Here is a 26,710-nt window from a genome sequence, read left to right on the forward strand (position 1 = left end):
ACCCTCCTCCTCCGCTACGCTGTTGTCCAGCGACAAAAATAAGACTGATGGCGCGAGTGTCCCATGAGCCTGTTCGAAAGCGACAAATCCGCTCAGCGGCTACCGGTGTCGCTGATCACCGGCTTTCTCGGCAGCGGCAAGACCACGCTGCTCAATCGCCTGCTGCGCCGCGACGACATGAAGGACAGCGCCGTCATCATCAACGAGTATGGCGAGGTCAGCCTCGATCACCTCCTGGTCGAGCGCGTCGATGGCGAGGTTGCCGTGCTCGCAAGCGGCTGCATCTGCTGCACCATCCGCAGCGACCTGGAACAGACGCTGCGGGACCTCCTGGTCAAGCGCGACCGGGGCGAGATTCCGCCGTTTCGCCGCATCCTGGTCGAGACCACCGGGCTCGCCGATCCCGCGCCGATCGTGCAGCTGCTGCTCAACAACCCGCTCGTCTCGCACTTCCTCCGGCTCGACACGATCGTGACCACGGTCGACGCGGTCAATGCATCGCATCAGCTCGACCGTCAGTATGAGGCGGTGAAGCAGGTCGCGCTGGCGGACCGGCTGTTGATCACCAAGCGCGATCTGGTCGACGACGTCGGCTCGCTGGAGCTGCGTCTACGTCAGCTCAATCCCGGCGCGAGGATCGAAACCGTTGATCATGGCGAGATCGATCCGGCCCATCTATTTGGTGCGGGCCTGATCGATCCCGAGAAGAAAAGGATCGACGTTGCGCGCTGGCTGAATGAGCACGCCTTCGCCGAGCCGCATGCGCATGCCGGCCATTCGCATCATGACCGTCACGCGCATCATGACCATGATCATCACGATCACGACGCGTCCATCACCAGTTTCATGCTGGCATTCGACGAGCCGCTCGACTGGATGGCCGTGACCCACTGGCTCGCGCATTTGCGCAACGCGCGTGGCGCGGATCTCTTGCGAGTGAAGGGGATTCTCAACCTTCACGGCGAGGCTGCGCCGGTCGTGATCCACGGCGTGCATCACGTCTTCCACCCGCCGGTGGCGCTCGCCGCCTGGCCCGACCGCGATCGCCGCTCACGCATCGTCTTCATCACGCGCGGCATCTCGCGCGCGGACGTGCTGGAGCTTTGGCAGGCAGTTCGCGCGGCGGCGTGAGGCGGCCGGTTGAAACGAGCGCTAGCGCTATCCCTTCTCCCCTTGTGGGAGAAGGTGGCGCGAAGCGCCGGATGAGGGGTCTTTCTCCGCGCGTTCAGATGCGAGAGATTCACTCGCGGAGAGAAACCCCTCACCCGTCTCGCCGCTATGCGGCGAGCCACCCTCTCCCACAAGGGGAGAGGGTGCACCGTCGATGCCGCTCAAAATTCAGCGTCGTAGGGTGGGCAAAGCGACTTGTCCGCCGTATCTCGAAGAGCGAAGGCGGAAGCGTGCCCACGCACTTGCGAACATGGAGAAAGATGGTGGGCACGGCGCAAGTGCGCCTTTGCCCACCCTACGATTTCCGATCGTGTAGCTTCGTTCTTCAGCTCAGCCAGAACTTCGGCGTGGCCGGCTCCAGCCTTCCACCAACGCGCACCGGCGCGATCTTGAGCGCGAGGCCCGTGGCATCGTCGGTCTCCACCGCAACGCCGCTGAGGGTCGCGACGCCCGCGGCCGGCTCGAAACGGCCCGACGGAATCCCCGATGTGAACCGGCGCAGCGGTTCTTCCTTCTGCATGCCGATGATGGAATCGTAGTCGCCGGTCATGCCGGCGTCGGTCATGTAAGCGGTGCCGCCGGTGAGGATCTGATGATCGGCGGTCGGCACATGCGTGTGCGTGCCGACGACGAGGCTGGCGCGTCCATCGCAGAAGAAGCCGATGGCCTGCTTCTCGCTGGTCGCTTCGCAATGGAAATCGACGACGATGGCATCCGCGGCAACGCCGAGCGGACAGGCGCCGAGCTCGCGCTCGAGCGCGGCGAACGGATCGTCGAACGGGGTCATGAAGACCCGGCCAAGCGCGTTGACGACGAGCGCATGCTTGCCGTTCTTGGTCTCGACCAGAGCGGCGCCGCGGCCGGGCGTTCCGCGCGGATAGTTTGCGGGACGGACAAGGCGGTCGGCGCGCTCGATGAACACCAGCGCCTCGCGCTGGTCCCAGGAATGGTTGCCGAGCGTCACCGCATCGGCGCCGGCCTCGACGAGCTCCCGGTAGATCGCTTCCGTGATGCCGAAGCCGCCCGCGGAATTCTCGCCGTTGACGACGACGAAATCGAGCGACCAGTCCTTGACCATGCCGGGCAAATATTTGGCGACGGCCTCGCGCCCGCTACGGCCGACGACATCACCCACGAAGAGAATGCGCAACTTCAGAACTCCGGAAATCGAACACGTCCGATTCCGTTAGCACATAATGCAGCGCCACGTCGTGGGATAGTGCCGGAACCGCCTCGATCTCCTGCGCTGCAAAAGCAAGCCCGATGCCGACAATGTGCTTGGCCTTGCGCAAATGCGCGAAGGTGAAATCGTAATGCCCCGCGCCGTAGCCGATGCGATGGCCGAGGCGGTCGAACGCCGCAAGCGGCGTCAGCATGATGTCGGGAATCACTTCGGCGGCTGCCGGCGACGGCTCGGGAATGCCGAGCGGGCCGAGCATCAGGCGGTCGTTCGGATGGAAGATGCGGAAGATCAGCGCCTTGCCGCGCGTGGTGACGCAGGGCAGCGCCAGCCTTGCGCCCTCCTCCGCCAGCTTCTTCAAGAGCGGCATCGGATCGATCTCGCTGCGGATCGGCGAATAGCCCGAGACGATGCTGCCGGGCAAGAGGTCGAACGGCAGCCCGCGCTTGGCGAGCTTTGCAGCGGCGGTCGCGCGCTTCTTCTCGCTGAGCGCGTCGCGCTTGGCGAGGGCTTTGGCGCGGAGTTCGGCTTTGGAGTTGGACATGTGCTTCGGTCCCCCAAGGTCATCACCCGCCTTGTGCGCCCTTGCGCACTGGGGCGGGTGATCCAGTATTCCAGAGACGTCAGTGCAAGAACCTCGACGCCGCGGCGTACTGGATGCCCGGTCGAGCCAGGGGCATGACACCAAGACTGAATTGAACCGCAAGCGTGTCGGGGACGCAAATTCGACAGGCACGAACCAGAAGGAAACAGTGCGAAGCCGCGGACGCCGTTGAAGCACTCGATCCCGGAGTTCCCTACGAAAGTAGGTGGGCACCATATGTCCGAGCCCACGGGCCCGGCCAGGGACAGTTCCCTAAAGGATCGATAAGGCCCCGGGGATATATGGCTCCTGACGCGCGTCGCAGCTTCGCTCGGGCAATGTAACAACGATGTTGACGAATCGCCAGCCCGGGCCGCGGCTGGTCCCCACCTCTCCCGCTTGCGGGAGAGGTCGGCGCGAAGCGCCGGGTGAGGGCTCGCTCCTCTTGGGGGTTCTTCGTTGTCGAGACACCCTCTCCCCAACCCTCCCCCGCAGGCGAGCGAGGGAGCGCACCGCGGGCGTGGCAGAAATGGGGACTGGGCCTTCCGCAGCCCTACCCGATCGCAATCCCATTGCCGACGGTCCGGTTCAGCACCTGGGTCGACTTCTCGATTCGCTCGGCCGCGGCATTCAGCGCGTTCACCACGGCGGTCTGCGTCATCCTCGCGCGCTCGACGGCGGCGTTGCGGAAATCCCGAAGTTCGGTCAACTCCTGCTCGAGGGTTCGGACACGGTTGCTGGTGTCGACCAGCTCGTCGCAGACGGTCAGCGCGGCCATCACGGTCAGCCGTGCATCGCCGATCTCGCCGAATTTTCCGCGCAGCGACTGGATCCGTGTCTCCAGGGTTTCGGCGAGCTTAAGCAGCCGCACCTCCTGGCCCTCCTCGCAGGCCATGCGGTACTGCCGGCCGTTGATGGTGACGTTGATGTGGCTCATCCATCCTCTCCGGTATCGAGCACCGAACGTATCGTGACGATTGCGGAATCCAGCCGGTCGGAGATCTCGCGATTGGTGCGCTCGAGCTTGCGCGCCTTCACCAAGGCTCCGTCGAGCTCGTCGGCAAGCCGCGAGCGATCGGCGCCGAGAGCCTGGATCCGCGCGGCCAGCTCGTTCTCGTCGCGATCGGCATCGCGCCGCCGCTCCACCGCGCTTTCGAGCGCGTCGAGCGCCGCCATCAGCCTGCGCGTCGCGATCTCGATCTCGACGGCCGAGGACTCGGTCATGGCAGAGCTGTTGGAAACGCGATCGTTCATGCAGTCAGCGGCGGAACCTACCGGCCTTTACCCAGTGGCCTTTCCCTGGAGCTTGCCGTCCGGCAAAAGACTCGGTTCGGCAAGCGCTTAGAAGCAGAAATTTACGTGGCAAGCTAGCCAAGCGCAACGCCGGCGCGAAACTATGCACCGATCCTTGAGGGCATGATCCCCGCGCGAACACCCCGCGTTTGTCGCAAGCAACACAGGGCCGCCACTTTTCCAGAGCCCGCATCACGCAACTTTTGCGGCCAAACCGGCGTTTGATTGCCTTGGACTTCCGGAACCGAGGTGCTATCCCAGCCCGACCTTACGCGGCCGAGAGGCCCCCTTCCCGCGCGGGCGTCCACCGCCAAGCGCCTCATTCCAGACGGATTTCAGACATGACGCAGGTCGACCACACCCGTATGGCCAACGCGATCCGCGGCCTTTCGATGGACGCTGTCGAGAAGGCGAAGTCGGGCCATCCCGGCCTGCCCATGGGCGCCGCCGACATCGCCACGGTGCTGTTCACGCAGTTCCTGAAATACGATGCGGCCGTGCCGTCCTGGCCCGATCGCGACCGCTTCGTGCTGTCGGCCGGCCACGGCTCGATGCTGCTCTATTCGCTGCTGTATCTCACCGGCAATTCCGAAATGACGCTGGACCAGATCAAGCAGTTCCGCCAGGTCGATTCGCTGACCCCGGGACACCCGGAGAATTTCCGCACCAATGGCATCGAGACCACGACCGGCCCGCTCGGCCAGGGCATCTCGACCGCAGTCGGCATGGCGCTCGCCGAGAAGATGCTCGCCGCCGAGTTCGGCAAGAAGATCGTCGACCATCACACCTATGTGCTCGCCTCCGACGGCGACCTGATGGAGGGCGTGTCGCAGGAAGCGATCGCGATGGCCGGGCACTGGAAGCTGAACAAGCTGATCGTGCTCTACGACGACAACGGCATCTCGATCGACGGCCCGACCTCGATCGCCGATTCCGTCGACCAGGTGAAGCGCTTCAAGTCGGCAGGCTGGGCCGCCGAGAAGATCGACGGCCAGGATCAGGCCGCGATCACCGATGCCATCACGCGCGCGAAAAAGTCGAACAAGCCGACGCTGATCGCCTGCCGCACCACGATCGGCTTCGGCGCGCCGCACAAGGCGGGCACGTCGAAGGCGCACGGCGAGGCGCTCGGCGCCGACGAGCTCAAGGCCGCCAAGGAAAATCTCGGCATCTCGCTCGAGCCGTTCTCGGTGCCCGAGGACGTGCTGAAGGCCTGGCGCGCGGCCGGCAGCCGCGGCGCATCCGCCCGGCAGGAATGGGAGGCGCGGCTCGGCGAGCTCGGCAGCCGCAAGCGCGCCGAGTTTGAGCGCCGCCTGCGCCATGAGCGGCCGGCCTCGCTCGCCAAGGCGGTGCGCGCCTACAAGAAGGAGCTCTTGGAAAAGCCGATGAATGCGGCCACCCGCAAATCCTCGGAAGCCGTGATCGAAGTGATTGCCGGCGCGATGCCGATGGAATTCCTCGCCGGCTCGGCCGATCTCACCGGCTCCAACAACAACAAGGCGAAGTCGGCAACCGCCTTCTCCGCCAAGACGCCGAAGGGCCGTTTCATCCATTACGGCATCCGCGAGCACGGCATGTGCGCGGCGATGAACGGCATCTTCCTGCATGGCGGCTTCGCACCGAACGGCGCGACGTTCCTGGTGTTCACCGATTATGCGCGGCCGGCGATGCGCCTTGCCGCGCTGATGGGCGCCGGCGTCGTCTACGTGATGACGCATGACTCCATCGGCCTCGGCGAGGACGGTCCGACCCACCAGCCGGTCGAGCATCTCGCCGCGCTTCGCGCCATCCCGAACATGCGCGTGTTCCGCCCCTGCGATGCCATCGAGGTCGCCGAGTGCTGGGAGCTCGCGCTGAACCGCATCGACGGCCCGACCGTGCTGGCCTTGACGCGGCAGAACCTGCCGCAGCTCCGCACCACCGCGCCGAACGACAGCCCTTGCGCGGCCGGCGCCTACGAGCTGGTCGCCGCGCAAGGCGAGGCCAAGGCGACGCTGTTCGCCTCCGGCTCCGAGGTCGAGATCGCGGTCGCCGCCCAGAAGCAGCTCGCCGAGCGCGGCATCGCGTCACGGGTGGTCTCGGTGCCCTCGCTCGAGCTGTTGTTAGCGCAACCAGAGGGCAAGCGCGCCGAGATCATCGGCAACGCGCCGGTGAAGGTCGCGATCGAGGCTGCCGTGCGCTGGGGCTGGGATGCCGTGATCGGCCAGGATGGTGAATTCGTCGGCATGCATTCCTTCGGCGAAAGCGGCCCGGCGAAGGACCTTTTCAAGCATTTCGGCATTACCGCCGAGGCTGCGGTTAACGCTGTGCTGAAGCGCGTTTCCTGAGAGTTGAGCTTGCCAAAAAAAAGGACTACGTAACTCCTCATATGATCAAGCACCGCCCGGCCGAACCGGGCGTCCGTCTAAAAAACCCTCGCAAGCGCGCCAAGCGCGTTGTGCGGGACGATGGGGTTATTGAACAGCCGTCACTGAACGGTCATTGAAGGAGACGAAACATGGCAGTCCGCGTCGGAATTAACGGTTTTGGCCGCATCGGCCGCAACGTGTTGCGGGCTATCGCCGAGTCCGGCCGCAAGGACATCGAGGTCGTCGGCATCAACGATCTCGGTCCGGTCGAGACCAACGCCCATCTTCTTCGCTTCGACAGCGTCCATGGCCGCTTCCCCGGCACCGTCACCGTCGACGGTGACTCGATCAACCTTGGAGGCGGCAAGATCAAGGTGACCGCCGAGCGCGATCCCTCGAAGCTGCCCTGGAAGGATCTCGGCGTCGACATCGCGCTGGAGTGCACCGGCATCTTCACCGCGAAGGACAAGGCCTCCGCGCATCTGACCGCCGGCGCCAAGCGCGTGCTGGTCTCCGCCCCTGCCGACGGCGCCGACGCCACCATCGTCTACGGCGTCAACCACGACACGCTGACCAAGGATCACCTGGTCGTCTCCAACGGCAGCTGCACCACCAACTGCCTCGCACCGGTCGCCAAGGTGCTGAACGACCTCGTCGGCATCGAGACCGGCTTCATGACCACGATCCACGCCTATACCGGCGACCAGCCGACGCTGGACACGCTGCACAAGGATCTCTACCGCGGCCGTGCGGCTGCGATGTCGATGATCCCGACCTCGACCGGCGCTGCCAAGGCGATTGGCCTCGTGCTGCCGGAGCTGAAGGGCAAGCTCGACGGCGTCGCGATCCGCGTGCCGACGCCGAACGTCTCGGTGGTCGATCTCAAGATCGTCGCGAAGCGCGCCACCGACGCCAAGGAAATCAACGCGGCGATGAAGCGCGCCAGCGAGCAGCAGCTCAAGGGCATCCTCGGCTACACCAATGCGCCGAACGTCTCGATCGACTTCAATCACGACCCGCACTCCTCGACCTTCCACGAAGACCAGACCAAGGTGCAGAACGGCACGCTGGTGCGCGTGATGTCCTGGTACGACAACGAGTGGGGCTTCTCCAACCGCATGGCGGACACCGCCGTCGCGATGGCGAAGGTGATCTAAGAACGTAGGTCTCGTGTCCCGGACGCGGTGCAGCGCGCTTGCGCTGCTCCGCAGAGCCGGGACCCATCTCCCCGCGTAGGTCCCGGTTCTGCAGCGCACCGCTTCGCGCTGCGCAGCGCCCGGGACAAGAGAGAGTGTCCGATGGCGAACAAATTCCGCACCCTCGACGACGTCGATGTGAAGGGCAAGCGCGTGCTGCTGCGCGTCGATCTCAACGTGCCCATGGACAACGGCCGCGTCACCGACGCGACCCGGCTCGAGCGCGTCGCGCCAACCATCACCGAACTCTCGGACAAGGGGGCTAAGGTCATCCTGCTGGCGCATTTCGGCCGGCCCAAGGGACGCGATCCCAAGGAGTCGCTCAAGCCCGTCGCGGAAGCGCTGTCGAAGGTCGTGAAGAGGCCCGTCGCCTTCGCCGACGACTGCATCGGCGAGCCCGCGGCCACGGCCGTGGCCGCCCTGACGGACGGCGACATCCTCTGCCTGGAAAACACCCGCTTCCACAAGGAAGAGGAAAAGAATGATCCCGCCTTCGTCGCGGAATTGGCAAAGCTCGGCGACATCTGGGTCAGTGACGCATTCTCGGCCGCGCACCGCGCCCATGCCTCGACCGAAGGCCTCGGCCACAAGCTGCCGGCCTATGCCGGCCGCACCATGCAGGCCGAGCTCGATGCGCTGGAGAAGGCGCTGGGCTCGCCGACCAAGCCGGTCATCGCCATCATCGGCGGCGCCAAGGTTTCGACCAAGATCGACCTGCTGGAAAATCTCGTGACCAAGGTGGACGCGCTGGTGATCGGCGGCGGCATGGCCAACACCTTCCTGCACGCCCAGGGCGTCGCCGTCGGCAAGTCGCTGGCCGAGAAAGATCTCGCGCCGACCGCGCTGCGCATCATGGAGAAGGCGGAAGCCGCCAATTGCGCCATCATCCTGCCCGTCGACGCCACCGTTGCCTATCATTTCGCGGCCAATGCGCCCTCGCATGCCTACGGCCTCGATGCGATCCCGGCCGACGGCATGATCCTCGACGTCGGCCCGCAATCGGTCGCCCGCGTCCACGCCGCGATCGACGACGCGGCGACGCTGGTCTGGAACGGCCCGCTCGGGGCCTTCGAGATGCAGCCCTTCGACCGCGGCACGGTCGCGGCCGCCAAGCACGCGGCCGAGCGTACCAAGGCCAAGAAGCTGATCTCGATCGCGGGCGGCGGCGACACCGTTGCCGCGCTCAACCAGGCCCACGTGGCCGGTGATTTCACCTATGTCTCGACCGCCGGTGGCGCGTTCCTTGAATGGATGGAAGGCAAGCCCCTGCCCGGCGTCGAAGTTCTGCGCACCAAGTAATTAGAACGGCAAGCAAGAAGCGGCCCTGTAGGCCCAAACGGAGAGAAAGACAGATGGCTCGGATCACGTTGCGTCAATTGCTCGACCATGCGGCTGAGAACGATTACGGCGTACCGGCCTTCAACATCAACAACATGGAGCAGGCGCTGGCGATCATGGACGCCGCCAACCAGGTCGACGCGCCCGTCATCATCCAGGCCTCGCGCGGTGCGCGTTCCTACGCCAACGACGTCATGCTCAAGCACATGATGGACGCGGTGACCGAAATTTATCCGCACATCCCGGTCTGCGTGCATCTCGACCACGGCAACGAGCCCGCGACCTGCATGACCGCGATCCAGGCCGGCTTCACCTCGGTGATGATGGACGGCTCGCTCAAGGCCGACGGCAAGACCCCCGGCGACTGGGGCTACAATGTCGGCGTCACCAAGACGGTGACCGACATGGCCCATCTCGGCGGCATCTCGGTCGAGGGCGAGCTCGGGGTGCTCGGCTCGCTGGAGACCGGCATGGGCGACAAGGAAGACGGCCACGGCGCCGAGGGCAAGCTCAGCCACGACCAGCTCCTGACCAACCCGGACGAGGCCGTGAAGTTCGTGCAGGAGACCAAGGTCGACGCGCTCGCGATCGCGATGGGCACCTCGCATGGCGCCTACAAGTTCACCCGCAAGCCTGACGGCGACATCCTCGCCATGAACGTGATCGAGGAGATCCACCGCAAGCTGCCGAACACGCATCTGGTCATGCACGGCTCCTCCTCGGTGCCGCAGGACCTGCAGGACATCATCAACGCCTATGGCGGCAAGATGAAGCCGACTTGGGGCGTGCCTGTTGCCGAGATCCAGCGCGGCATCAAGAACGGCGTGCGCAAGATCAACATCGACACCGACAACCGCATGGCGATGACCGGCCAGATCCGCAAGGTCCTCAAGGACAATCCGGAAGAGTTCGACCCGCGCAAATATCTGAAGCCGGCAATGGAAGCCATGACCAAGCTGTGCAAGCAGCGGCTCCAGGAGTTCAACACGGCGGGCCAGGCCTCCAAGATCAAGAAGGTCCTCACCACCGCCGAGATGGCCAAGCGCTACGCCAAGGGCGAGCTTGACCCCCGCGTCGCGTAAGCGATCGCGGTGGCGTGATCCGCGGCGCACTCTCTCCGTCATTCCGGGGCGCCGCAAAGCGGCGAGCCCGGAATCCATAACCACGCCCTGAGGTTATGGATTCCGGGCCTGCGCCTTTCGGCGCATCCCGGAATGACAGTCTTCTTTTGGCACGACGCTCCCTCCCCCTTTACCCTGCGACCAACGTTAACTCGGCAATTGCCCGAGAACGGTCTATTTTCACGGGCAAGGGCAGAATCGTTTTGGGAGGACCTCTCGATGAATCTGACTGAGCTCAACAGGATCGCGACCGCCATGGTCGCCCCCGGCAAGGGCATCCTTGCCGCCGACGAATCCTCCGGCACCATCAAGAAGCGTTTTGACGCGATCGGCGTGGAATCGACGGAGACCAACCGCCGCGACTATCGCGAGATGCTATTCCGCTCCAAGGACGCCATGAGCCAGTACATCTCCGGCGTGATCCTCTATGACGAGACGATCTGGCAGGATGCGAAGGACGGCACGCCCCTAGTCAAGCTGATCGAACAGAGCGGCGCCATTCCCGGCATCAAGGTCGACGAGGGCACGCAGGCCCTGCCGATGTGCCCGGGCGAGCTTGTCACCGTCGGGCTCGACAAGCTCGCCGAGCGCTTGAAGAAATATTACGAGCGCGGCGCGCGCTTTGCCAAATGGCGCGCGGTGATCGACATTGGCAGCGGCATTCCCTCGATGACCGCGATCCGCGTCAACGCCCATGCGCTGGCGCGCTATGCCGCGCTATGCCAGGCCGCGCAGATCGTGCCGATCGTCGAGCCTGAGGTGCTGATGGACGGCGATCACGACATCGACCGCTGCTATGAGGTGACGAGCCGTGTGCTCAACAAGACCTTCCAGGAGCTGCGCGTGCAGCGCGTTGCGCTCGAGGGCATGGTGCTGAAGCCGAACATGGCGATCTCGGGCAAGAAATGCGCAAAGCAGGCCTCCGTCGAGGAAGTTGCGGAAAAGACGATCCGGCTGCTCAAGGCCTGCGTCCCCGCCGCGGTGCCGGGCATCGCCTTCCTCTCCGGCGGCCAGTCCGACGAAGAGGCGACCGCGCATCTCAACGCCATGCACAAGCTCGGTCCGCTGCCCTGGGGCCTGACCTTCTCCTATGGCCGCGCGCTGCAGGCCGCGCCGCAGAAGGCCTGGTCGGGCAAGGCCGAGAATGTCGCGGCTGGACAGAGCGCGTTCAGCCATCGCGCCCGCATGAACGGTCTCGCCTCCAAGGGCGAATGGCAAAGCAGCCTGGAAAAGAAAGCGGCCTAGATCTTGTCGAACAAACCGCCTCCGCCGCGCCCGGCGCCGCGTCTCTATCTCGCGACGCCCGTTGTCGATGATCCCGCGACGCTCGTGGCCGAATTGCCGGGCCTGCTCGCCTCCGCCGATGTCGCCGCCGTGCTGCTGCGACTGAAGGAGACCGACCAGCGCACCATGATCTCGCGCGTCAAGGCGCTGGCGCCGCCGGTGCAGAAGGCGGGCGCCGCGCTGCTGGTCGACGGCCATGCCGAGCTGGTCGCGCGCGGCGGCGCCGACGGCGCGCACCTGCCCGGCATCGCCGCGCTGAAAGAGGCGCTGCCATCGCTCAAGCCCGATCGCATCGCCGGCGTCGGCGGGCTGACGACGCGGCACCATTCCATGGATGCGGGCGAGATGGGCGCCGACTATGTGCTGTTCGGCGAGCCCGACGCGAAGGGACAGCGACCGTCGTCGCAGGCGATCGCCGAGCGGCTCGACTGGTGGGCCGAGCTGTTCGAGCCGCCCTGCGTCGGCTTTGCGACGTCGCTGGAAGAAGCCTACGACTTCGCCGCCAGCGGCGCCGATTTCGTGCTGGTCGGCGAGTTCATCTGGGCCGATCCGCGCGGACCGAAGGCTGCGCTGATCGAGGCCGACGCCGCGATCAAGAAGGCCCATGCCACCGCGCCTGCGGGTCAGGAGCACGGCTAGCGCCCGACATGAAGCTCCCGTGCATCACCATCCTGGCCACGCTGCTGTTGACAGTGCCCGCGGCCGCACAGCTCCAGATCACGCCACCGGCGACAGTCCCGAGCCCGCCCGCCGAGAAACAGAAGCCCAAGCCGCCTCCCGCTGCCAAGAAGAAAGAGGCCGCGCCGGCGCCGAAACCGTCGGCTTCGCCCAAGCCGGCCGCTTCCCCAAAGCCTCAACTGCCCGCAACCGTGATCCCGGCGCCGCCCACCGACACGCCGGGCGTCGATCTGGTGTTCGGCGCCTATCAGCGCGGCCAGTACAAGACCGCATTCGATCTCGCCAGCGCGCGCGCCGCGACCGGCGATCCCAAGGCGATGACCATGCTCGGCGAGCTCTATTCCAACGCCATGGGCATCCGCCGCGACTACGCCAAGGCGGTCGAATGGTACAAGCGCGCTGCGGATGCGGGCGACCGCGAGGCGATGTTCGCGCTGGCGATGCTGCGCATGGCCGGCCGCGGCGGCGCGGTGGACAAGGGCGAGGCAGTCAAGCTGATGGCGTCAGCCGCCAAGCTCGGCGAGCCCAAGGCGGCCTATAATCTCGCGCTGCTCTATCTCGACGGTCAGACCCTGCCGCAGGACGTCAAGCGCTCCGCCGAGCTGCTGCGCCAGGCTGCGGACGCCGGCCTGCCCGAGGCGCAATACGCGCTCGCGACCTTCTACAAGGAAGGCACCGGGGTCCCGAAGGACCCCGAGCGCGCGGTGCGACTGCTCCAGGCCGCCTCGCTCGCCGACAATGTCGATGCCGAGGTCGAATATGCCATCGCCATGTTCAACGGCACCGGCACGCCGAAGAACCATCCGGCCGCCGTCGCGTTGCTTCGCAAGGCCTCCCGCCAGGGCAGCGCGATCGCGCAAAATCGCCTCGCCTGGGTGCTGATCAACGGCATGGGCGCGGCCGTGGACAAGGTCGAGGGCTTCAAATGGCATCTGGTGGCCAAGACCAGCGGCAAGGGCGATCCGGAGCTCGACAAGCAGCTCTCCGACCTGCCGGCCGAGGACCGGGCCAAGGCGGAGGCCGCCGCCAAGAAATGGCTCGGGACCAAATGACCTGACGCAATGACTTGACCTGAGGGCCCCCGCAGGGCACCCAATCCCTCAAACAGGCGTGCTTTCCCGCCCTTTCCCCCGACAAGACCCAGAGCTCATGCTTTATTCCGCAACTATCAACGTCATGGTCAAGGCCGCGCGCCGCGCCGGCCGGAGCCTCAAGCGCGATCTCGGCGAGATCGAGCATCTCCAGGTCTCGCTGAAGGGACCGGCCAATTTCGTCTCGCTCGCCGACAAGCGCGCCGAGGAGATCATCTACCAGGACCTCGCCAAGGCGCGGCCCGGCTACGGCTTCATCGGCGAGGAAGGCGGCACCCGCGAGGGCACCGACAAGAGCCACACCTGGATCGTCGATCCGCTCGACGGCACCACCAACTTCCTGCACGGCATTCCGCAATTCGCGATCTCGATCGGCCTCGCGCGCGAGGGCATGGTCATTGCCGGCGTGATCTACAATCCCGCCAATGACGAGCTCTACATCGCCGAGCGCGGCAAGGGCGCCTTCCTCAACGACCAGCGCCTGCGGGTGGCCGGCCGCCGCCAGCTCAACGAGTGCGTGGTCGCCTGCGGCCTGCCCCATATTGGCCGCGGCGACCACGAGGAATTCCGCCGCGAGATGACCGCGATCCAGGACCGCGTCGCGGGCCTGCGCCGCTTCGGCGCCGCCTCCCTCGACCTCGCCTTCGTCGCAGCCGGCCGCCTCGACGGCTATTGGGAGCGCAATCTGCAATCCTGGGACATCGCCGCCGGCATGCTGATGGTGCGCGAAGCCGGTGGAACGGTGTCGGGCGTCCAGGGCAATGACGATCCCCTGCTGACCGGCCATGTGGTGTGCGGCAACGAGTTCGTGCACGGCGAGCTGGTGAAGATTTTGCGGAAGCCAGCGTAAGGCGAAAGCTCGCGCTCTCCACATTCCGCCGTCATCACCCGCGAAGGCGGGTGATCCAGTATTCCGCGGCGTCTCGGTTCAATCACAGGCGCCGCGGCGTACTGGATGCCCCGCCTTCGCGGGGCATGACAGTTTTGCCTTACGGCTTGTCCACAGCAGCTCGACCTGCAACGACTAAGCGTCGTCTTCGTCGGATTCCTCGTCGCGATATTCACCGCCGAGGGTCAGGCCCTCGATCGTCGTGGCGCCTTTCGGCTTGATGACCCGGCGAAGCGGGACCGAGCTCTCGCTTCGCAATGCCTCCATCAACTGTTCCGAATGCGTGACGATCCAGATGTCGGCGCGGCCCGATGCCTTGACGATCAGCCGGGCCAATGGGGCGAGCAGCGACGGATGCAGGCTGGTCTCGGGTTCGTTCAGCGCGATGAACGGCGGAAGCCGATAGCCCATGAACACCGCGAGCAGACAAATATATTTCAGCGTCCCATCGGAAAGTTCATGAGCCCTGAACGGCCGCAGCATATCCGTCAGTTGCAAATCAAATTCACATAAGCCGTTCTCTTCCCATGCGCGGAGCTCGGCGCCCGGGAATGCATCTTCGATTACGTCCTGCAGCTCGGTGGCGTCTTCCCGAATGGTGTAAAGCGTCGCCAGGGCCGCGGCCAAATCACTCCCATCGGCACTGAGCGAGGGCGTCGTGATCGCGAGACACGGCTTTCGTAGCGGCGAGGCCGGATCGGTGCGAAAGTCGTGATAGAAGCGCCAGCCCAGCATTGCGTTTCTGACCAAATCGATTTCGGGGCATTCCTTGCCATCGGAAAAGCCCGCAAGCGCCGTCTCGGACGGCAGCACCGCATCCTTGTGGCTGCTCCATGCGCCGCTCTCGCCGCGCACGCTGACGAGCGAGTTTTTTCGCTCCATCAATTGAACCGTTCGTTTGCCCTGCGTCGCCTCGATACTTTCGGACTTGATCATCGGCTCGCCGGAAAACGCCGCCTCGAGCGGGCCAGGAAATCCGATCTCGATGGAATATCTGAATCTATCGAATTTGGCCGACAAACGTAGTCGCCCATCTTCGCCTTTCTTGCGAAGACCGGACCAGCAGACCGAACTCAATCCGCCTTCCTCGGCGATCGTGCGCGTGATTCGACCTGCCGCCGCGTCGCGCAACAGCGACAAGGACTTGTAGAGATTGGATTTGCCGACGCCATTCTCACCCACAAACACGGACAGGGGGTGGATTGGTATGGAGAGCCGCCGAATGGAGCGATAGTTGGAGATCGCAACGTCGGTCAGACGCATTACATGCTCGCAATCGGCAGGTTGGCCGCGCATTCGCGCCGCGGTGCGAATACATTTCAATCCAGAGATGCAGTCTGGATTGACGCCCCCGAGAAAGCAAGCCGGCCGATCCGGCGTTCAGTGGCCGGCCCTCGCCGGCGCCGGCGGCCCATACGGCTCGCCTTCCTTCGCGGCCTTCGGCTCCCGATCCCCCGCCAGCACGCGCTGCACCGAGACGAAGAACACCGGCACCATCAAGAGCGCCAGGATCACGACCGCGATCATGCCGCCCATCACGACGCTGCCGAGCGCCTGCTGGCTGGCCCCGCCGGCGCCGTGGGCGATCGCCATCGGCAGCACGCCGCAGATGAAGGCAAGGCCGGTCATCAGGATCGGGCGGAAGCGCAGGCGGCAGGCTTCGATGGTGGCGTCCACCAGCGGCTTGCCTTCCTTTCGCAGATCCTTGGCGAACTCGATGATCAGGATCGCGTCCTTGGCGGCAAGGCCGATGATGGTGATGAGGCCGACGGTGAAATAGACGTCGTTGGGCAGGCCGCGCAGCATCGCGGCGATGACCGCGCCGACGATGCCGAGCGGCACGGTGAGCAGCACCGCGAGCGGGATGGTCCAGCTCTCGTAGAGCGCGGCCAGACACAGGAAGACCACGAGAACCGAGAGGCCGAGCAGGAACGGCGCCTGCGAGCCCGACAGCTTTTCCTGCAGCGACTGGCCGGTCCATTCGTAGCCGAAGCCGCGCGGCAGCCTGCCCGCAAGCTTCTCCATCTCGGCGATGGCATCGCCCGAGGTGAAGCCGGGCCTCGCTTCGCCCGAGATGCGCACCGCGGGATAGTAGTTGAAGCCGGCGATCTGCGTCGGACCACGCGCCCATTCGACCGTGGCGAAGGAGGAGAACGGCACCAGCTGGCCGCGGCTGTTCTTGACGTTGTAGTTGAGGATGTCCTCGGTCCGCATGCGATCACGGCTATCTGCCTGCACCACGACGCGCTGCATGCGGCCGCGGTTCGGGAAGTCGTTGATGTAGTTCGAGCCGAGATTGGTCGAGATCGTGTTGTTGATGTCCTCGAAGGTGACGCCGAAGGCGCCGGCCTTCTCGCGGTCGATCACGAGATTGACGACGCCCGCCTCGGGCAGGCCCTCGATATAGACCTTCTGCAGCACCGGGCTCGCATTGGCGTCCGCGATCAGCTGGTCGGCGGCACGCATCAGGGCGGAATAGCCCTTCTGGCCGCGGTCCTGGAGGCGGAACGAGAAGCCCGAGGAGTTGCCGAGATTGTCGATCGGCGGCGGCTGCAGCGCAGAGATCTTGGCGTCGCGGATCGACGACCCCAGGTCGCGGTTGATGTCGTTGACGATCGCCGCAGCGGAATCCTTCGGCCCGCGCTCGGACCAATCCTTCAGCGTGATGAAGGCCTGCGCGGTGTTCATGCCCTGGCCGGAGAAGCTGAAGCCGGTGAGGAAGGTGACATCCTTCACGCCCGGCCGCTCGGCGAGATATTTCTCGACCTTCTCGATCACGGCCTCTGTCCGCGGATAGGACGAATCCGACGGCGTCTGAACGTCGGTGGTGACAAAACCCTGGTCGTCGATGGGCAGGAAGCCGCCGGGCAGGCTGACGAAGGCCCAGGAGAGACCCACCAGCAGCGCGGCATAGACCATCATCAGGCGGCCGGTGCGCTTGAGCGAGAAGCCGACGGTGCGGGAATAGCGCTCCTTGCCGCCTTCGAGCATGCGGTTGAACCAGCCGAACACGCCCCGCTTCGCGTGGCCATGACCGGCCGTGACGGGCTTGAGCAAGGTCGCGCACAGCGCCGGGGTCAGCGACAGCGCGAGGAAGGCGGAGAAGCCGATCGCGGCGACCATGGTCACCGAGAACTGGCGGTAGATGATGCCGACCGAGCCCGGGAAGAACGCCATCGGCACGAACACCGCCATCAGCACCAGGGTGATGCCGATGATGGCGCCCGATATCTGCGACATCGCCTTGCGCGTCGCCTCCTTCGGCGACAGCCCCTCCTCGCTCATGATGCGTTCGACATTCTCGACCACGACGATGGCGTCGTCGACGAGGATGCCGACCGCGAGCACCATGCCGAACATCGAGAGCATGTTGATGGAGTAGCCGGCGAGCAGCAGCGTGGTACAGGCGCCCAGAAGCGCCACCGGAACCACGATGGTCGGAATGATGGTGTAGCGGATGTTCTGGAGGAACAGGAACATCACCACGAACACCAGCACCACGGCTTCGACCAGCGTCGACAGCACCTTCTTGATCGAGGCCTCGACCACGGGCGTGATGTTGTAGGGGATCTCGTAAGTGATGTTGGCCGGGAAGAAGCGCGACAGCTCCTTCATCTTCTCCTCGACCGCGCTCGCGGTCGCCAGCGCATTGCCGGTCGGCGACATCAGCACGGAGAGACCGGCGGTCGGCTTGCCGTTGAGGCGCGTGTTGAACTGATAGCTGAGGCCGCCGACCTCGATGCGCGCGACGTCGCGCAGGCGCACGGTCGAGCCGTCGGGATTGGCGCGCAGGATGATGGCGCCGAATTCATCCGGCGAGGAGAGCTGGCCCTTGACCAGCACCAGCGCGGAGGTGCGCTGGGTCGCGGTCGACGGCTCGGCGCCGATGCTGCCCGAAGCGACCTGCGCGTTCTGCGCGGCGATCGCCTTGTTGATGTCGTCCGCGGTCAGGCCATAGCCGACGAGCTTTGCCGGATCGACCCAGACGCGAAGCGAGCGCTCGGTCGAATAGAGCGTGGCGCGGCCGACGCCGGGGATGCGGCGGATCTCGCCGAGCACGTTGCGGATCATGAAGTCGCCGAGGCCGACCTCATCCAGGCTGCCGTCGGTCGAGTTCAGCGTGATGATCTGCAGTACCGCGCTGGAGGCTTCCTCGATCAGGATGCCCTGCTGGATCACTGCGCGCGGCAGGCGCGCCTCGACGCGCTTGATGCGGTTCTGCACCTCGACCGAAGCCGCGCTGGTATCGGTGCCCGGTTGGAAATTGGCGATGATCTCGACCTGGCCGAGCGAGTCGCTGGTCGATTCGAAATTGAGGATGCCGGAGGCGCCGTTGAGCTCCTCCTCGATCAGGCGCGTGACGCTGTTGTAGAGGTTTTCGGGCGAAGCGCCGGGATAGCTGGTCGAGATCGAGATCGAGGGCGGCGCGATGATCGGATATTGCGCGATCGGCAGCAGCGGCACCGCGATCGCACCGATCAAGCAGATGAACAGCGCGACCACCCAGGCAAAGATCGGCCTGTCGATGAAGAAACTCGCCATGGCGGATTACCGCGTGACTTTCTCGGCGTGCCGGTTGTCCGCGGTCGCGTCCGCTTCCGACCAGGATTGCGGCTTGACCTTGTCGCCGGCCGCAAACTTCTGGAAGCCCTCGACCACGACCTTGTCGCCGGCCTTCAGGCCCTCGGTGACGAACCAGAAGCCGTCCTGCACCGAGCCGGTGCGCACCGGCTGCACCGCGATGCGGTTGTCGTCCTTGACCACGAACACCTCGCTGCCGCCGCCGCCATTGCGCTGGATCGCCTGCTGCGGCACCGCGATGGCATCGGAGTCGAGGCCCTGGTCGATGCGAACGCGGACATACATGCCCGGCAGCAGCTCGCGCTTCGGATTGCGGAACTCGCCGCGCAAGGTCACCTGCCCGGTATGGGCGTCGACCTTGGCGTCGGAGAACAGCAGCTTGCCGTCGAGCGAATAAAGCGTGTTGTCGTCGAGCACGAGGCGCACCTTGGCGGCATCGGCGGCGATCCGCTCGAGGTCGCCGCTCTCGAAGGCGCGGCGGAGCTGGTTGAGCTCGGTCACCGACTGGGTGAAGTCGGCATAGATCGGGTCGAGCTGCTGGATGGTGGCAAGATTGGTCTCGTTCTGCACCGCGAGCGCGCCCTCGCTGACGAGGGCCGCACCGACGACGCCGTCGATCGGCGCGCGCACGGTGGCATAGTCGAGATTGAGTTTTGCGCGCGCGAGCTCGGCCTTGCGGCCTTCGACCTCGGCCTGGGCCTGACGCTCGGCGGCCACCGCCTTCTCGTTCTCGGCTTCGGGCGCGGCGCGCTGGCTGGTCAGCGTGGCGATACGGTGCGCCTGCTGCTTGGCCTGCATCAGCGCAGCCTCGGCCTTGGCGAGCCCGGCCTCGTTGGCCATCACCTCGACCTCGAACGGGCGCGGATCGATGCGGTAGAGCGGATCGCCGGCCTTCACCTCGCTGCCCTGGCGGAACAGGCGCTCGACCACGATGCCGGAGACGCGCGGCCGCACGTCGGACATGCGCGTCGGCGCGATGCGGCCCGGCAGCTCGCGCACCACGGCACGGGCTTGCTGCTTGACGACGACGATGCTGACGTCAGGGTCGGCCGGCGGAGCGGCGGAGACGGCCGAGCTCGATTCATCGCAGCCGGCGAGCAGCGGCGCAAAGGCCGCGAGCATCATTGCAACGCATGCCGATCGCGCGCGAAGTCCTGACATGAAGGTAAGTGCCCCGATGTTGTTGAAACTGGTCACACGCCGCGCCGGCCCGTTCTGGGCAATTCCGCGCGGCTGATGCCGTCAAAATAGAATGGAGCTGCTGCGACGCAACGCATCCAGCGGGCGGCTCAATGTCACACGGCCTATCACGCTGACTTCTGGGGACTTTTTTGGATTCACCGGATTGTGAGTCCGGTTCCATCACGGCGTGCTGCGACGGAACATCGCAATCACTCCGCGGCCTTCATCCGGTACTGGCTGACGCCCCATTCGGTTCCGTCGGCATAGCCGAACGCCCCTGAGGTCGCGAGCAGGAACCAGCGCCAGCGCCGCATCCAGAGGCCTGTGTCCTCGCCATGGATTTTGCGCAAGGACGCTTCGATCGCGTCGCGATGCGCATCGAAATTGCCGAGCCAGTCGTTGGCGGTGCGCTGATAATGCGTGCCGCTCCAGCACCATTCCTTCTCGAGCGCGAAGATGTCGTCGAACTGCCTGACGAGGTGATGGCTCGGCATCAGCCCGCCGGTGAAGACATGCTGGGCGATCCCGTCCTCGCGATCGGTCCGGTCGAACAGATCGGAGCCGGCGCGATGGGTGGCGATGTGCATGAAGAAGCGCCCCTCGGGCGCGAGCCACGACCGCAGCCGCGTCATCAGCTTGCGCCAGTTCATGACGTGCTCGAACGTCTCGACCGAGACGATGCGGTCGAACGCGCCTTCGGGCGCGAACCCGCACATGTCCGCATCGACCACGCGCAGGTTCGACAGCCCGCGCAGCCGCGCCTGCTCCGCGACATGGGCGCGCTGCGCCTGCGAGTTCGACACCGCGGTCACCGTCGCGTGCGGAAACTGCCGCGCCATCCACAGCGACAGCGAGCCCCAGCCGCAGCCGAGATCGAGGATGGTCTGGCCGTCGGCGATGCCGGCGTGCTCGACGGACTGCCGCAGCGCCTCCTCCTCCGCCTCCTGCAAGGTGGTCGCATCGGTCTTGTAGAAGCAGCATGAGTATTTGAGGTTGGGGCCGAGCAGCTGCGCAAAGAACGCCGCCGGCACCTCACGATGTCCGGCATCCGCTTCGCCAGCGATCGGCCGCAGGATCATCCGCCCGGCGAAGGCGGCATCGTCGGCTGCACCCAGCGTGGACAGGCGCGAGGCCGTGCGCGAGCACAGGCGCTGGATCGCGGCGCGGATCACGACGTCGGGCAGCGGCACGCGTTCGGCAGTCCCGATGATGGCGGAGACGACGCTCATGCGACCACTCCCTTGGCCAGGTCTTATGGGGGCAGCGGAGGAAAGAACGCAGATGCCGGCAACAGGCCGGAGACAGCCCCAGGGCATCGGCGGCCTGGGGATGGGCAAACCTTTTGCAGACAACGCGTTATCAAAGCACGGTTTCCGCTTTGGGTTCCGGGCGCTGTCCACGAAATCGGCTCATCCGGCGCTTTTTTTGGGCTGGCGCTGTGCCATAGTGCGCACTGCAATCACGTTCGTAACGGATGATACCGGCCATGCCGCCTGGCGCCCCGCCCCGCTCCTCCATGGATATCGAGTACACGAAACTGTCCTCACCCAGCGTCTTCCTGGTGCGGATGCTGGTCTTCCTGGTGCTGTGCACCCTGGTGGGCGTGGTGCTCTACAGGCAGATCATCCAGGCCTTCTTCGCCAATCCCGGGCTCAATGCCCTGATCGGCGGCGTGCTGTTCATCGGCATCATCCTGGCCTTCCGCCAGGTGATCCGGCTCTATCCTGAGGTCTCCTGGGTCAACAATTTCCGCATTGCCGATCCCGGCCTCGCCCCGTCCCGCCACCCCAAGCTGCTGGCGCCGATGGCCGCGATCCTCGGCGGCGAGCGCTCCGGGCGGATGAGCATCACCCAGACCACCATGCGGCATTTGCTCGATTCGATCGCGACCCGCCTGGATGAAGCCCGTGACATCTCCCGCTACATGACCGGGCTCTTGGTCTTCCTCGGCCTGCTCGGCACCTTCTGGGGCCTGATCGAGACGGTCGGCTCGGTCGGCAAGGTGATCGACGGGCTCAAGGTCGGCGGCGATTCCGGCGCCCTGTTCGACACGCTGAAAGAGGGCCTCGCCGCTCCGCTCGGCGGCATGGGCATTTCGTTCTCGAGCTCCCTGTTCGGCCTCGCCGGCTCGCTGATCCTCGGCTTTCTCGATCTGCAATCGAGCCAGGCGCAGAATCGCTTCTACACTGACCTCGAAGACTGGCTCGCCACCACCGTGCGCGAATATGGCAGCGGCGAAGTCGCCGTCGCTGCCGCCGCTGGCGGCGGTGTGGCCAGCGGCGAGCTTCAGGCGGCCGTCGAACGCTTACGCTCCGTGCTCGAGGAGGGCAGCGGCAGCCGCGGCACCACCGCGGCGATGGCAAGCCTTGCCGAGGCGATCCAGGCGCTGGTCTCGCATATGCGCACCGAGCAGCAGATGATCCGCGAATGGGCCGACGGCCAGGGCGAGCAGAACCGCGAGATCCGCCGCCTGCTGGAACGGCTCGCGCGCCAGCCCGAGAAGGGTTGAGGACATAACGAAGGTTTCGTGCCCCGGACGCGATGCAGCACCAGAAGCGCGTTTACGCGCGTCTTCGACACGCTATGGTGGTGCATCGCTGAGCCGGGGCCCACTACCTTCTGAGTGACAAATGGGTCCCGGCTCTGCGCAGCAGCGTTGCACGCTGCAGCGCGTCCGGGACACGAAAGTGGAGAATGACGACATGGCTCTAGCGCGCGGCCGCCGCAGCGAAGGCGCCTTCAACTACTGGCCCGGCTTCGTCGACGCGCTGTCGACGCTGGTGCTGTCGATCGTGTTCCTGCTGTCGGTCTTCCTGGTCGTGCAATTCTTCCTGTCGCAGGAAGTCACCGGCAAGGACAAGGCGCTGGAGCTGCTCAATGCCAAGATCGCTCAGCTCAACGAGCTGCTCTCGCTGGAGAAGCTCGGCAAGCTCTCGCTCGACGACCAGGTCTCGCAGTTGAAAGCGGGCCTTGCCTCGGCGGAGTCCGAGCGCGACCGCATGAAGGGCCTCTATGAAGGCCTTGCCAACGCCGGCAACGACGCGCAGGGCAAGACCGCCGAGCTCGGCAAGGCGCTGGACTCGGAAAAGGCGGTCTCGGCACGGGCGCTGGCGCAGATCGAGGTGCTGAACCAGCAGATCAGCGCGCTCAGGCGGCAACTGGCGGCGCTGGAAGAGGCGCTCGATGCATCCGAGAAGCGCGACAAGGAATCGCAGAATCGCATCGCCGACCTGGGTTCTCGCTTGAATGTTGCATTGGCGCAGCGCGTGCAGGAATTGTCGCGCTACCGCTCGGAGTTTTTCGGCCGCCTGCGCGCGATCCTGGGTAACCGCCCCGACATCCGCATCGTCGGCGACCGCTTCGTGTTCCAGTCTGAAGTGTTCTTCGACACCGGACAGGCGACCTTGCTGCCCGAGGGCCGCGCCGAGCTCGAGACATTGGCGACGGCGCTGATCGATCTCGACAAGAAGATCCCGAACGAAATTCCCTGGGTGCTGCGCGTCGACGGCCACACCGACTTGCGCCCGGTCACCGGGGTGAACTTCAAGTCGAACTGGGACCTCTCCGCGGCCCGCGCCATCTCGGTGGTGCAATACCTGATCTCGCTCGGCGTCCCCGCCCAGCGCCTCGTCGCCGCAGGCTTCGGCGAATTCCAGCCGCTCGACACCGGCAACACCGAGGAAGCCTACAAGCGCAACCGCCGCATCGAGCTGAAGCTGACGGAGCGGTAGTGTGAGGGTCGCGCGATACTCACCGCACCGTCATGGCCGGGCTTGTCCCGGCCATCCACGATCTTCGGTCCGCGCTGATAGAAAGGCGTGGATGCCCGGGCATAGGCGAGCGGAAGCGACGCCGTCCTTCGGACGGCTATGCCCGGGCATGACGACCTTCGTAGAATGAGCGCGCTCCACCTCCGCCCCTATCGGCCCGAGGACGAGGCAGCCTCGATCGATCTCTGGCATCGCACCTGGCAGCAGGCCTATCCGCAGATCGATTTCGCCGCGCGCCTCGCATGGTGGCGCGAGCGCTGGCGCAAGGATCTGGTGCCGAAGGCCCAGATCGTTGTCGCCGAGCAGGACGGCGCGCTGACCGGCTTCGTCACCATCGACGGCGAGGGCTATCTCGACCAGCTCGTGGTCGATCCCGATCGCTGGGGCTCGGACGCGGCGCGATTGCTGGTGGATGAGGCGAAACGGCTGTCGCCGTCGGGCATCACGCTGCTCGTCAACAAGGACAATGCCCGCGCCATCCGCTTCTACGAGCGCAACGGCTTTGCCCACGCCGGCGACGACGTGAACCCGACCTCGGGCCGGCCGGTGCTGAAGATGATCTGGAAAGCGTGATCTAGCGGGCGTGACGCCGATCACGCGGGGATCCCGCGCCGCCGGTTATTCGTTGTGTCAGCGATGGCACGCGGATGGAGATGGTCGATGAAGCTGAGCGAGCTCGCCAAGGGGTCCTCGGTGATGCTGGGCGTCATCGTCGCCGGATATGTGTCGACGAGCTATGTCGACCAGCGCTTTGCGGTATCAACGACGGCGAGCGCCCCTGCGCCAACGAACAGCCCCGGACCGTCGGCCTGCGTGGACGCGGACGGGAGCTGGAAGAACTGGCTTTGGCCGAACGTGCCGACGCTCTCGCCGAAGTGCCGGTGATCGCGGGTTCTTCCCTAACACTCCGCTGTCATGCCCCGCGCAGGCGGGGCATCCAGTACGCCGCAGCCCTTCCGCATCTCACCAGCTTCTCGGAGTACTGGATTCCCCGCCTTCGCGGGGAATGACACTGTGGTTGTGGTGACGATCACAGAGCCTCACGCCCCCTCGAACTGCAACCGCGCCAGCCTGGCATAGAGCCCGTTCGCCGCGACGAGCTCGGCATGCGTGCCCTGCTCGACGATCCTGCCCTGGTCCATCACCAGGATGCGGTCGCAGGAGAGCACGGTGGCGAGGCGATGCGCGATCACCAGCGTGGTGCGGTGCTTCATCAGCTCTTCGAGCGCGGTCTGCACCAGAGTCTCGCTTTCGGCATCGAGCGCGGAGGTCGCTTCGTCGAGCAGCAAGAGCGGCGCGTCGCGCAAAATGGCGCGGGCGATCGCGATACGCTGGCGCTGGCCGCCTGACAGCGTCACGCCGCGCTCGCCGAGCGGGGTCTCATAACCTTCGGGCAGGCGGCGGATGAACTCGACGGCGTGGGCGAGCTCGGCGGCGCGCTCGACCTCGGCATCGGTCGCATCGGGGCGGCCGAAGCGGATGTTCTCGCGGGCGCTCGTGGCGAACACGTTGGACTCCTGCGGCACCAGCGCGATGCGCGAGCGGAAATCGCGGGGATCGGCGGACTTGACCGGCACGCCGTCGAGCGAGATCGCGCCGCTGCGCGGATCGTAGAAGCGCAGCAAGAGATGGAAGATCGTGCTCTTGCCGGCGCCGGAGGGGCCGACGATCGCGACCTTCTCGCCGGGGCGGATGGTGAACGAGACGGCGTCGAGCACATTGACATCGGGCCGCGCGGGATAGGCGAAGCTGACGTGATCGAAGCCGACCTCGCCGCGCGCCGGCACCGGCAGCGCGCGCGGCGATGCGGGCGCTGCGATCTCGGGCTGCACGTGCAGGATCTCGAACAGGCGCTCGGCAGCGCCCGAGGCCGCCGCGACCTCGCCCCAGACCTCGCTGAGCTGGCCGAGGCCTGCCGCGGCGAAGGCGGCATAGAGCACGAACTGGCCGAGCCGGCCCGGCGAGATCGCGCCGGTCAAGACGTCATGCGAGCCGATCCAGAGGATCGCGACCACGCTTGCGAACACGATGAAGATGATGATGGCGGTGAGCACGGCGCGCGCCTGCGTCGAGGTCCGCGCGGCCTCATAGGCCTGCTCGACCTCGCCGCCAAAGCGCTTCGCGGCCAGCCCCTCGCTGGTATAGGCCTGCACGGTGCGGATCGCGCCGACCAGCTCGCCGGCATAGGCGGAGGCGTCGGCGAGCGTGTCCTGCGCATTGCGCGACAGCCGCCGCACCCAGCGCCCGAAGGCGACCAGCGGCAGCACGATCAGGGGAATGGCGAGCAGCACGAATCCGGAGAGGCGCGGGCTGGTGATCACCATCATCGCCGTGGCGCCGAGAAACATCATCAGGTTGCGCAGCGCGATCGAGACCGAGGCGCCGACCGCGGATTTGATCTGGGTGGTGTCGGCGGTGAGGCGCGACACCAATTCGCCGCTGCGCGCGGAATCGAAGAAGGAGGGCGAGAGCGAGAGCAGATGGGCGAAGACGTCGCGCCTGAGATCGGCGACGATGCGCTCGCCGATCGTCATCACGAGGTAGTAGCGCGAGGCGCTGGCGAGCGCGAGCACGGCGACCACCGCGATCATCACCGAAAAATAGCTGTTGATCAGCGCGATGCCTTCCGGCGAGAGACCGAAATCGATCATCCGGCGCACCGCGATCGGGACCAGCAGCGTGGTCAGCGCCGCGATCGTCAACGCCACGAAGGCGAGCGCAGCACGACCGCGATAGCGGGCCACATAAGGCGCGAGCGCCAGCAGCGGCCGCAGCCTGGCACGGCCCTTGGCGGGCTGCTCGATCAGTTCGGCTTCGATCGACGGGGCTTCGGTCGGTGCGCCGTCGCGCTCGTCGCGGTACTGGTCGTCAAGCCGTTCCACAGCGCTCATGAGATCCGGACCCAGGAAGACAAGTCAGCTCCACATAGGCCGGTGAAAGGGGAGTGGCAAATCCGGGATGTCCCTTAGGGGACGGCCCGGTTCTCAAGCTCCCACAATGGCTTGT

The 26,710-nt window shown here is 65.7% G+C and carries 22 protein-coding genes and 1 other RNA gene; 13 read left to right on the top strand and 10 right to left on the bottom strand.

Annotated features, from left to right (window positions below; genetic code table 11):
- Positions 1–63: 63 nt before the first annotated feature.
- Positions 64–1,131 carry a GTP-binding protein gene (locus AAFG16_RS42890; protein ID WP_342735012.1) on the top strand — a complete coding sequence of 356 codons (1,068 nt, stop codon included), beginning with the start codon at positions 64–66 and terminating at the stop codon, positions 1,129–1,131.
- Positions 1,132–1,495: 364 nt separating this feature from the next.
- On the opposite strand, the gene AAFG16_RS42895 is transcribed toward AAFG16_RS42890, so the two are convergent.
- The 5 genes from AAFG16_RS42895 to AAFG16_RS42915 all read right to left on the bottom strand — a co-directional run bounded on the left by AAFG16_RS42895 (position 1,496) and on the right by AAFG16_RS42915 (position 4,157).
- Complete coding sequence (locus tag AAFG16_RS42895; RefSeq protein WP_342735014.1) at positions 1,496–2,320, bottom strand: TIGR00282 family metallophosphoesterase; 825 nt, start codon at positions 2,318–2,320, stop codon at positions 1,496–1,498.
- Positions 2,298–2,894 (bottom strand): 5-formyltetrahydrofolate cyclo-ligase, encoded by a 597-nt coding sequence (locus tag AAFG16_RS42900; protein WP_342735016.1) that lies wholly within the window; start codon positions 2,892–2,894, stop codon positions 2,298–2,300. The genes AAFG16_RS42895 and AAFG16_RS42900 overlap by 23 nt, the downstream gene beginning before the upstream one ends.
- A 209-nt stretch (positions 2,895–3,103) precedes the next feature.
- A non-coding RNA gene (gene ssrS / locus AAFG16_RS42905) (6S RNA) lies at positions 3,104–3,264 on the bottom strand.
- Between the two features lie 222 nt (positions 3,265–3,486).
- Complete coding sequence (locus AAFG16_RS42910) at positions 3,487–3,870, bottom strand: cell division protein ZapA (protein ID WP_060737138.1); 384 nt, start codon at positions 3,868–3,870, stop codon at positions 3,487–3,489.
- The gene (locus tag AAFG16_RS42915) at positions 3,867–4,157 is read right to left on the bottom strand and encodes a DUF4164 domain-containing protein (RefSeq protein ID WP_011084341.1); all 291 of its coding nucleotides are present in this window, start codon (positions 4,155–4,157) and stop codon (positions 3,867–3,869) included. The genes AAFG16_RS42910 and AAFG16_RS42915 overlap by 4 nt, the downstream gene beginning before the upstream one ends.
- 410 nt (positions 4,158–4,567) lie before the next feature.
- Between AAFG16_RS42915 and tkt the strand changes: the two genes are divergently transcribed.
- From tkt to AAFG16_RS42955, 8 genes are all read left to right on the top strand, one after another.
- Entirely contained in the window at positions 4,568–6,553 is a 1,986-nt protein-coding gene (gene tkt, locus AAFG16_RS42920) for a transketolase (protein ID WP_342735020.1), read from the top strand.
- Positions 6,554–6,723: 170 nt separating this feature from the next.
- The gene (gene gap / locus AAFG16_RS42925) at positions 6,724–7,731 is read left to right on the top strand and encodes a type I glyceraldehyde-3-phosphate dehydrogenase (RefSeq protein ID WP_342735022.1); all 1,008 of its coding nucleotides are present in this window, start codon (positions 6,724–6,726) and stop codon (positions 7,729–7,731) included.
- A gap of 141 nt (positions 7,732–7,872) precedes the next feature.
- Complete coding sequence (locus tag AAFG16_RS42930; protein ID WP_342735024.1) at positions 7,873–9,069, top strand: phosphoglycerate kinase; 1,197 nt, start codon at positions 7,873–7,875, stop codon at positions 9,067–9,069.
- 53 nt (positions 9,070–9,122) lie between these two features.
- The gene (gene fba, locus AAFG16_RS42935; protein WP_035998315.1) at positions 9,123–10,190 is read left to right on the top strand and encodes a class II fructose-bisphosphate aldolase; all 1,068 of its coding nucleotides are present in this window, start codon (positions 9,123–9,125) and stop codon (positions 10,188–10,190) included.
- A gap of 258 nt (positions 10,191–10,448) precedes the next feature.
- Positions 10,449–11,474 (top strand): class I fructose-bisphosphate aldolase, encoded by a 1,026-nt coding sequence (locus tag AAFG16_RS42940; protein ID WP_342735028.1) that lies wholly within the window; start codon positions 10,449–10,451, stop codon positions 11,472–11,474.
- Positions 11,475–11,477: 3 nt separating this feature from the next.
- Positions 11,478–12,152, top strand: a complete 675-nt coding sequence (locus AAFG16_RS42945; RefSeq protein ID WP_283082217.1) for a thiamine phosphate synthase — start codon at positions 11,478–11,480, stop codon at positions 12,150–12,152.
- Between the two features lie 8 nt (positions 12,153–12,160).
- A complete protein-coding gene (locus AAFG16_RS42950) occupies positions 12,161–13,243 on the top strand; it encodes a tetratricopeptide repeat protein (RefSeq protein ID WP_342735031.1) in 1,083 nt (360 codons plus the stop codon).
- Positions 13,244–13,340: 97 nt separating this feature from the next.
- Positions 13,341–14,132, top strand: a complete 792-nt coding sequence (locus AAFG16_RS42955; protein WP_342735033.1) for an inositol monophosphatase family protein — start codon at positions 13,341–13,343, stop codon at positions 14,130–14,132.
- A 174-nt stretch (positions 14,133–14,306) separates the two neighbouring features.
- Here AAFG16_RS42955 and AAFG16_RS42960 read toward each other — a convergent pair whose 3' ends face one another.
- The 4 genes from AAFG16_RS42960 to AAFG16_RS42975 form a co-directional block, all read right to left on the bottom strand.
- On the bottom strand, positions 14,307–15,434 hold the full coding sequence (locus AAFG16_RS42960) for an AAA family ATPase (protein ID WP_342735035.1): 1,128 nt from the start codon (positions 15,432–15,434) through the stop codon (positions 14,307–14,309).
- Positions 15,435–15,551: 117 nt separating this feature from the next.
- A complete protein-coding gene (locus AAFG16_RS42965; RefSeq protein WP_342735037.1) occupies positions 15,552–18,713 on the bottom strand; it encodes a multidrug efflux RND transporter permease subunit in 3,162 nt (1,053 codons plus the stop codon).
- 6 nt (positions 18,714–18,719) lie between these two features.
- Positions 18,720–19,913 carry an efflux RND transporter periplasmic adaptor subunit gene (locus AAFG16_RS42970; RefSeq protein WP_342735039.1) on the bottom strand — a complete coding sequence of 398 codons (1,194 nt, stop codon included), beginning with the start codon at positions 19,911–19,913 and terminating at the stop codon, positions 18,720–18,722.
- A gap of 230 nt (positions 19,914–20,143) precedes the next feature.
- Positions 20,144–21,163 (bottom strand): cyclopropane-fatty-acyl-phospholipid synthase family protein, encoded by a 1,020-nt coding sequence (locus AAFG16_RS42975; RefSeq protein ID WP_342735041.1) that lies wholly within the window; start codon positions 21,161–21,163, stop codon positions 20,144–20,146.
- Between the two features lie 257 nt (positions 21,164–21,420).
- On the opposite strand from AAFG16_RS42975, the gene AAFG16_RS42980 reads away from it, so the two are divergent.
- The 4 genes from AAFG16_RS42980 (at position 21,421) to AAFG16_RS42995 (ending at position 24,589) form a co-directional block, all read left to right on the top strand.
- A complete protein-coding gene (locus tag AAFG16_RS42980; protein WP_342735043.1) occupies positions 21,421–22,443 on the top strand; it encodes a flagellar motor protein MotA in 1,023 nt (340 codons plus the stop codon).
- A gap of 193 nt (positions 22,444–22,636) precedes the next feature.
- Positions 22,637–23,665: a peptidoglycan -binding protein gene (locus AAFG16_RS42985; protein ID WP_283082223.1), complete on the top strand. Its 1,029-nt coding sequence runs from the start codon at positions 22,637–22,639 to the stop codon at positions 23,663–23,665.
- Between the two features lie 165 nt (positions 23,666–23,830).
- On the top strand, positions 23,831–24,277 hold the full coding sequence (locus AAFG16_RS42990; RefSeq protein ID WP_283082224.1) for a GNAT family N-acetyltransferase: 447 nt from the start codon (positions 23,831–23,833) through the stop codon (positions 24,275–24,277).
- A gap of 87 nt (positions 24,278–24,364) precedes the next feature.
- Positions 24,365–24,589: a hypothetical protein gene (locus AAFG16_RS42995; protein WP_342735046.1), complete on the top strand. Its 225-nt coding sequence runs from the start codon at positions 24,365–24,367 to the stop codon at positions 24,587–24,589.
- 155 nt (positions 24,590–24,744) lie between these two features.
- Here AAFG16_RS42995 and AAFG16_RS43000 read toward each other — a convergent pair whose 3' ends face one another.
- Complete coding sequence (locus AAFG16_RS43000; RefSeq protein ID WP_342735048.1) at positions 24,745–26,595, bottom strand: ABC transporter ATP-binding protein/permease; 1,851 nt, start codon at positions 26,593–26,595, stop codon at positions 24,745–24,747.
- Positions 26,596–26,710 lie beyond the last annotated feature (115 nt).

The sequence above is a fragment of the Bradyrhizobium sp. B117 genome, from assembly GCF_038969555.1.
Classification (GTDB): Bacteria; Pseudomonadota; Alphaproteobacteria; order Rhizobiales; family Xanthobacteraceae; genus Bradyrhizobium.

Bases quoted from the DNA above. Each gene is read 5' to 3' on its own strand.
- AAFG16_RS43000 (WP_342735048.1), bottom strand. From the start codon at position 26,595: ATGAGCGCTGTGGAACGGCTTGACGACCAGTACCGCGACGAGCGCGAC.
- AAFG16_RS42970 (WP_342735039.1), bottom strand. From the start codon at position 19,913: ATGTCAGGACTTCGCGCGCGATCGGCATGCGTTGCAATGATGCTCGCG.
- AAFG16_RS42955 (WP_342735033.1), top strand. From the start codon at position 13,341: ATGCTTTATTCCGCAACTATCAACGTCATGGTCAAGGCCGCGCGCCGC.
- AAFG16_RS42900 (WP_342735016.1), bottom strand. From the start codon at position 2,894: ATGTCCAACTCCAAAGCCGAACTCCGCGCCAAAGCCCTCGCCAAGCGC.
- tkt (WP_342735020.1), top strand. From the start codon at position 4,568: ATGACGCAGGTCGACCACACCCGTATGGCCAACGCGATCCGCGGCCTT.
- AAFG16_RS42890 (WP_342735012.1), top strand. From the start codon at position 64: ATGAGCCTGTTCGAAAGCGACAAATCCGCTCAGCGGCTACCGGTGTCG.
- fba (WP_035998315.1), top strand. From the start codon at position 9,123: ATGGCTCGGATCACGTTGCGTCAATTGCTCGACCATGCGGCTGAGAAC.
- AAFG16_RS42990 (WP_283082224.1), top strand. From the start codon at position 23,831: ATGAGCGCGCTCCACCTCCGCCCCTATCGGCCCGAGGACGAGGCAGCC.
- AAFG16_RS42910 (WP_060737138.1), bottom strand. From the start codon at position 3,870: ATGAGCCACATCAACGTCACCATCAACGGCCGGCAGTACCGCATGGCC.
- gap (WP_342735022.1), top strand. From the start codon at position 6,724: ATGGCAGTCCGCGTCGGAATTAACGGTTTTGGCCGCATCGGCCGCAAC.
- AAFG16_RS42930 (WP_342735024.1), top strand. From the start codon at position 7,873: ATGGCGAACAAATTCCGCACCCTCGACGACGTCGATGTGAAGGGCAAG.
- AAFG16_RS42950 (WP_342735031.1), top strand. From the start codon at position 12,161: ATGAAGCTCCCGTGCATCACCATCCTGGCCACGCTGCTGTTGACAGTG.
- AAFG16_RS42980 (WP_342735043.1), top strand. From the start codon at position 21,421: ATGCCGCCTGGCGCCCCGCCCCGCTCCTCCATGGATATCGAGTACACG.
- AAFG16_RS42975 (WP_342735041.1), bottom strand. From the start codon at position 21,163: ATGAGCGTCGTCTCCGCCATCATCGGGACTGCCGAACGCGTGCCGCTG.
- AAFG16_RS42965 (WP_342735037.1), bottom strand. From the start codon at position 18,713: ATGGCGAGTTTCTTCATCGACAGGCCGATCTTTGCCTGGGTGGTCGCG.
- AAFG16_RS42985 (WP_283082223.1), top strand. From the start codon at position 22,637: ATGGCTCTAGCGCGCGGCCGCCGCAGCGAAGGCGCCTTCAACTACTGG.
- AAFG16_RS42960 (WP_342735035.1), bottom strand. From the start codon at position 15,434: ATGCGTCTGACCGACGTTGCGATCTCCAACTATCGCTCCATTCGGCGG.
- AAFG16_RS42940 (WP_342735028.1), top strand. From the start codon at position 10,449: ATGAATCTGACTGAGCTCAACAGGATCGCGACCGCCATGGTCGCCCCC.
- AAFG16_RS42915 (WP_011084341.1), bottom strand. From the start codon at position 4,157: ATGACCGAGTCCTCGGCCGTCGAGATCGAGATCGCGACGCGCAGGCTG.
- AAFG16_RS42995 (WP_342735046.1), top strand. From the start codon at position 24,365: ATGAAGCTGAGCGAGCTCGCCAAGGGGTCCTCGGTGATGCTGGGCGTC.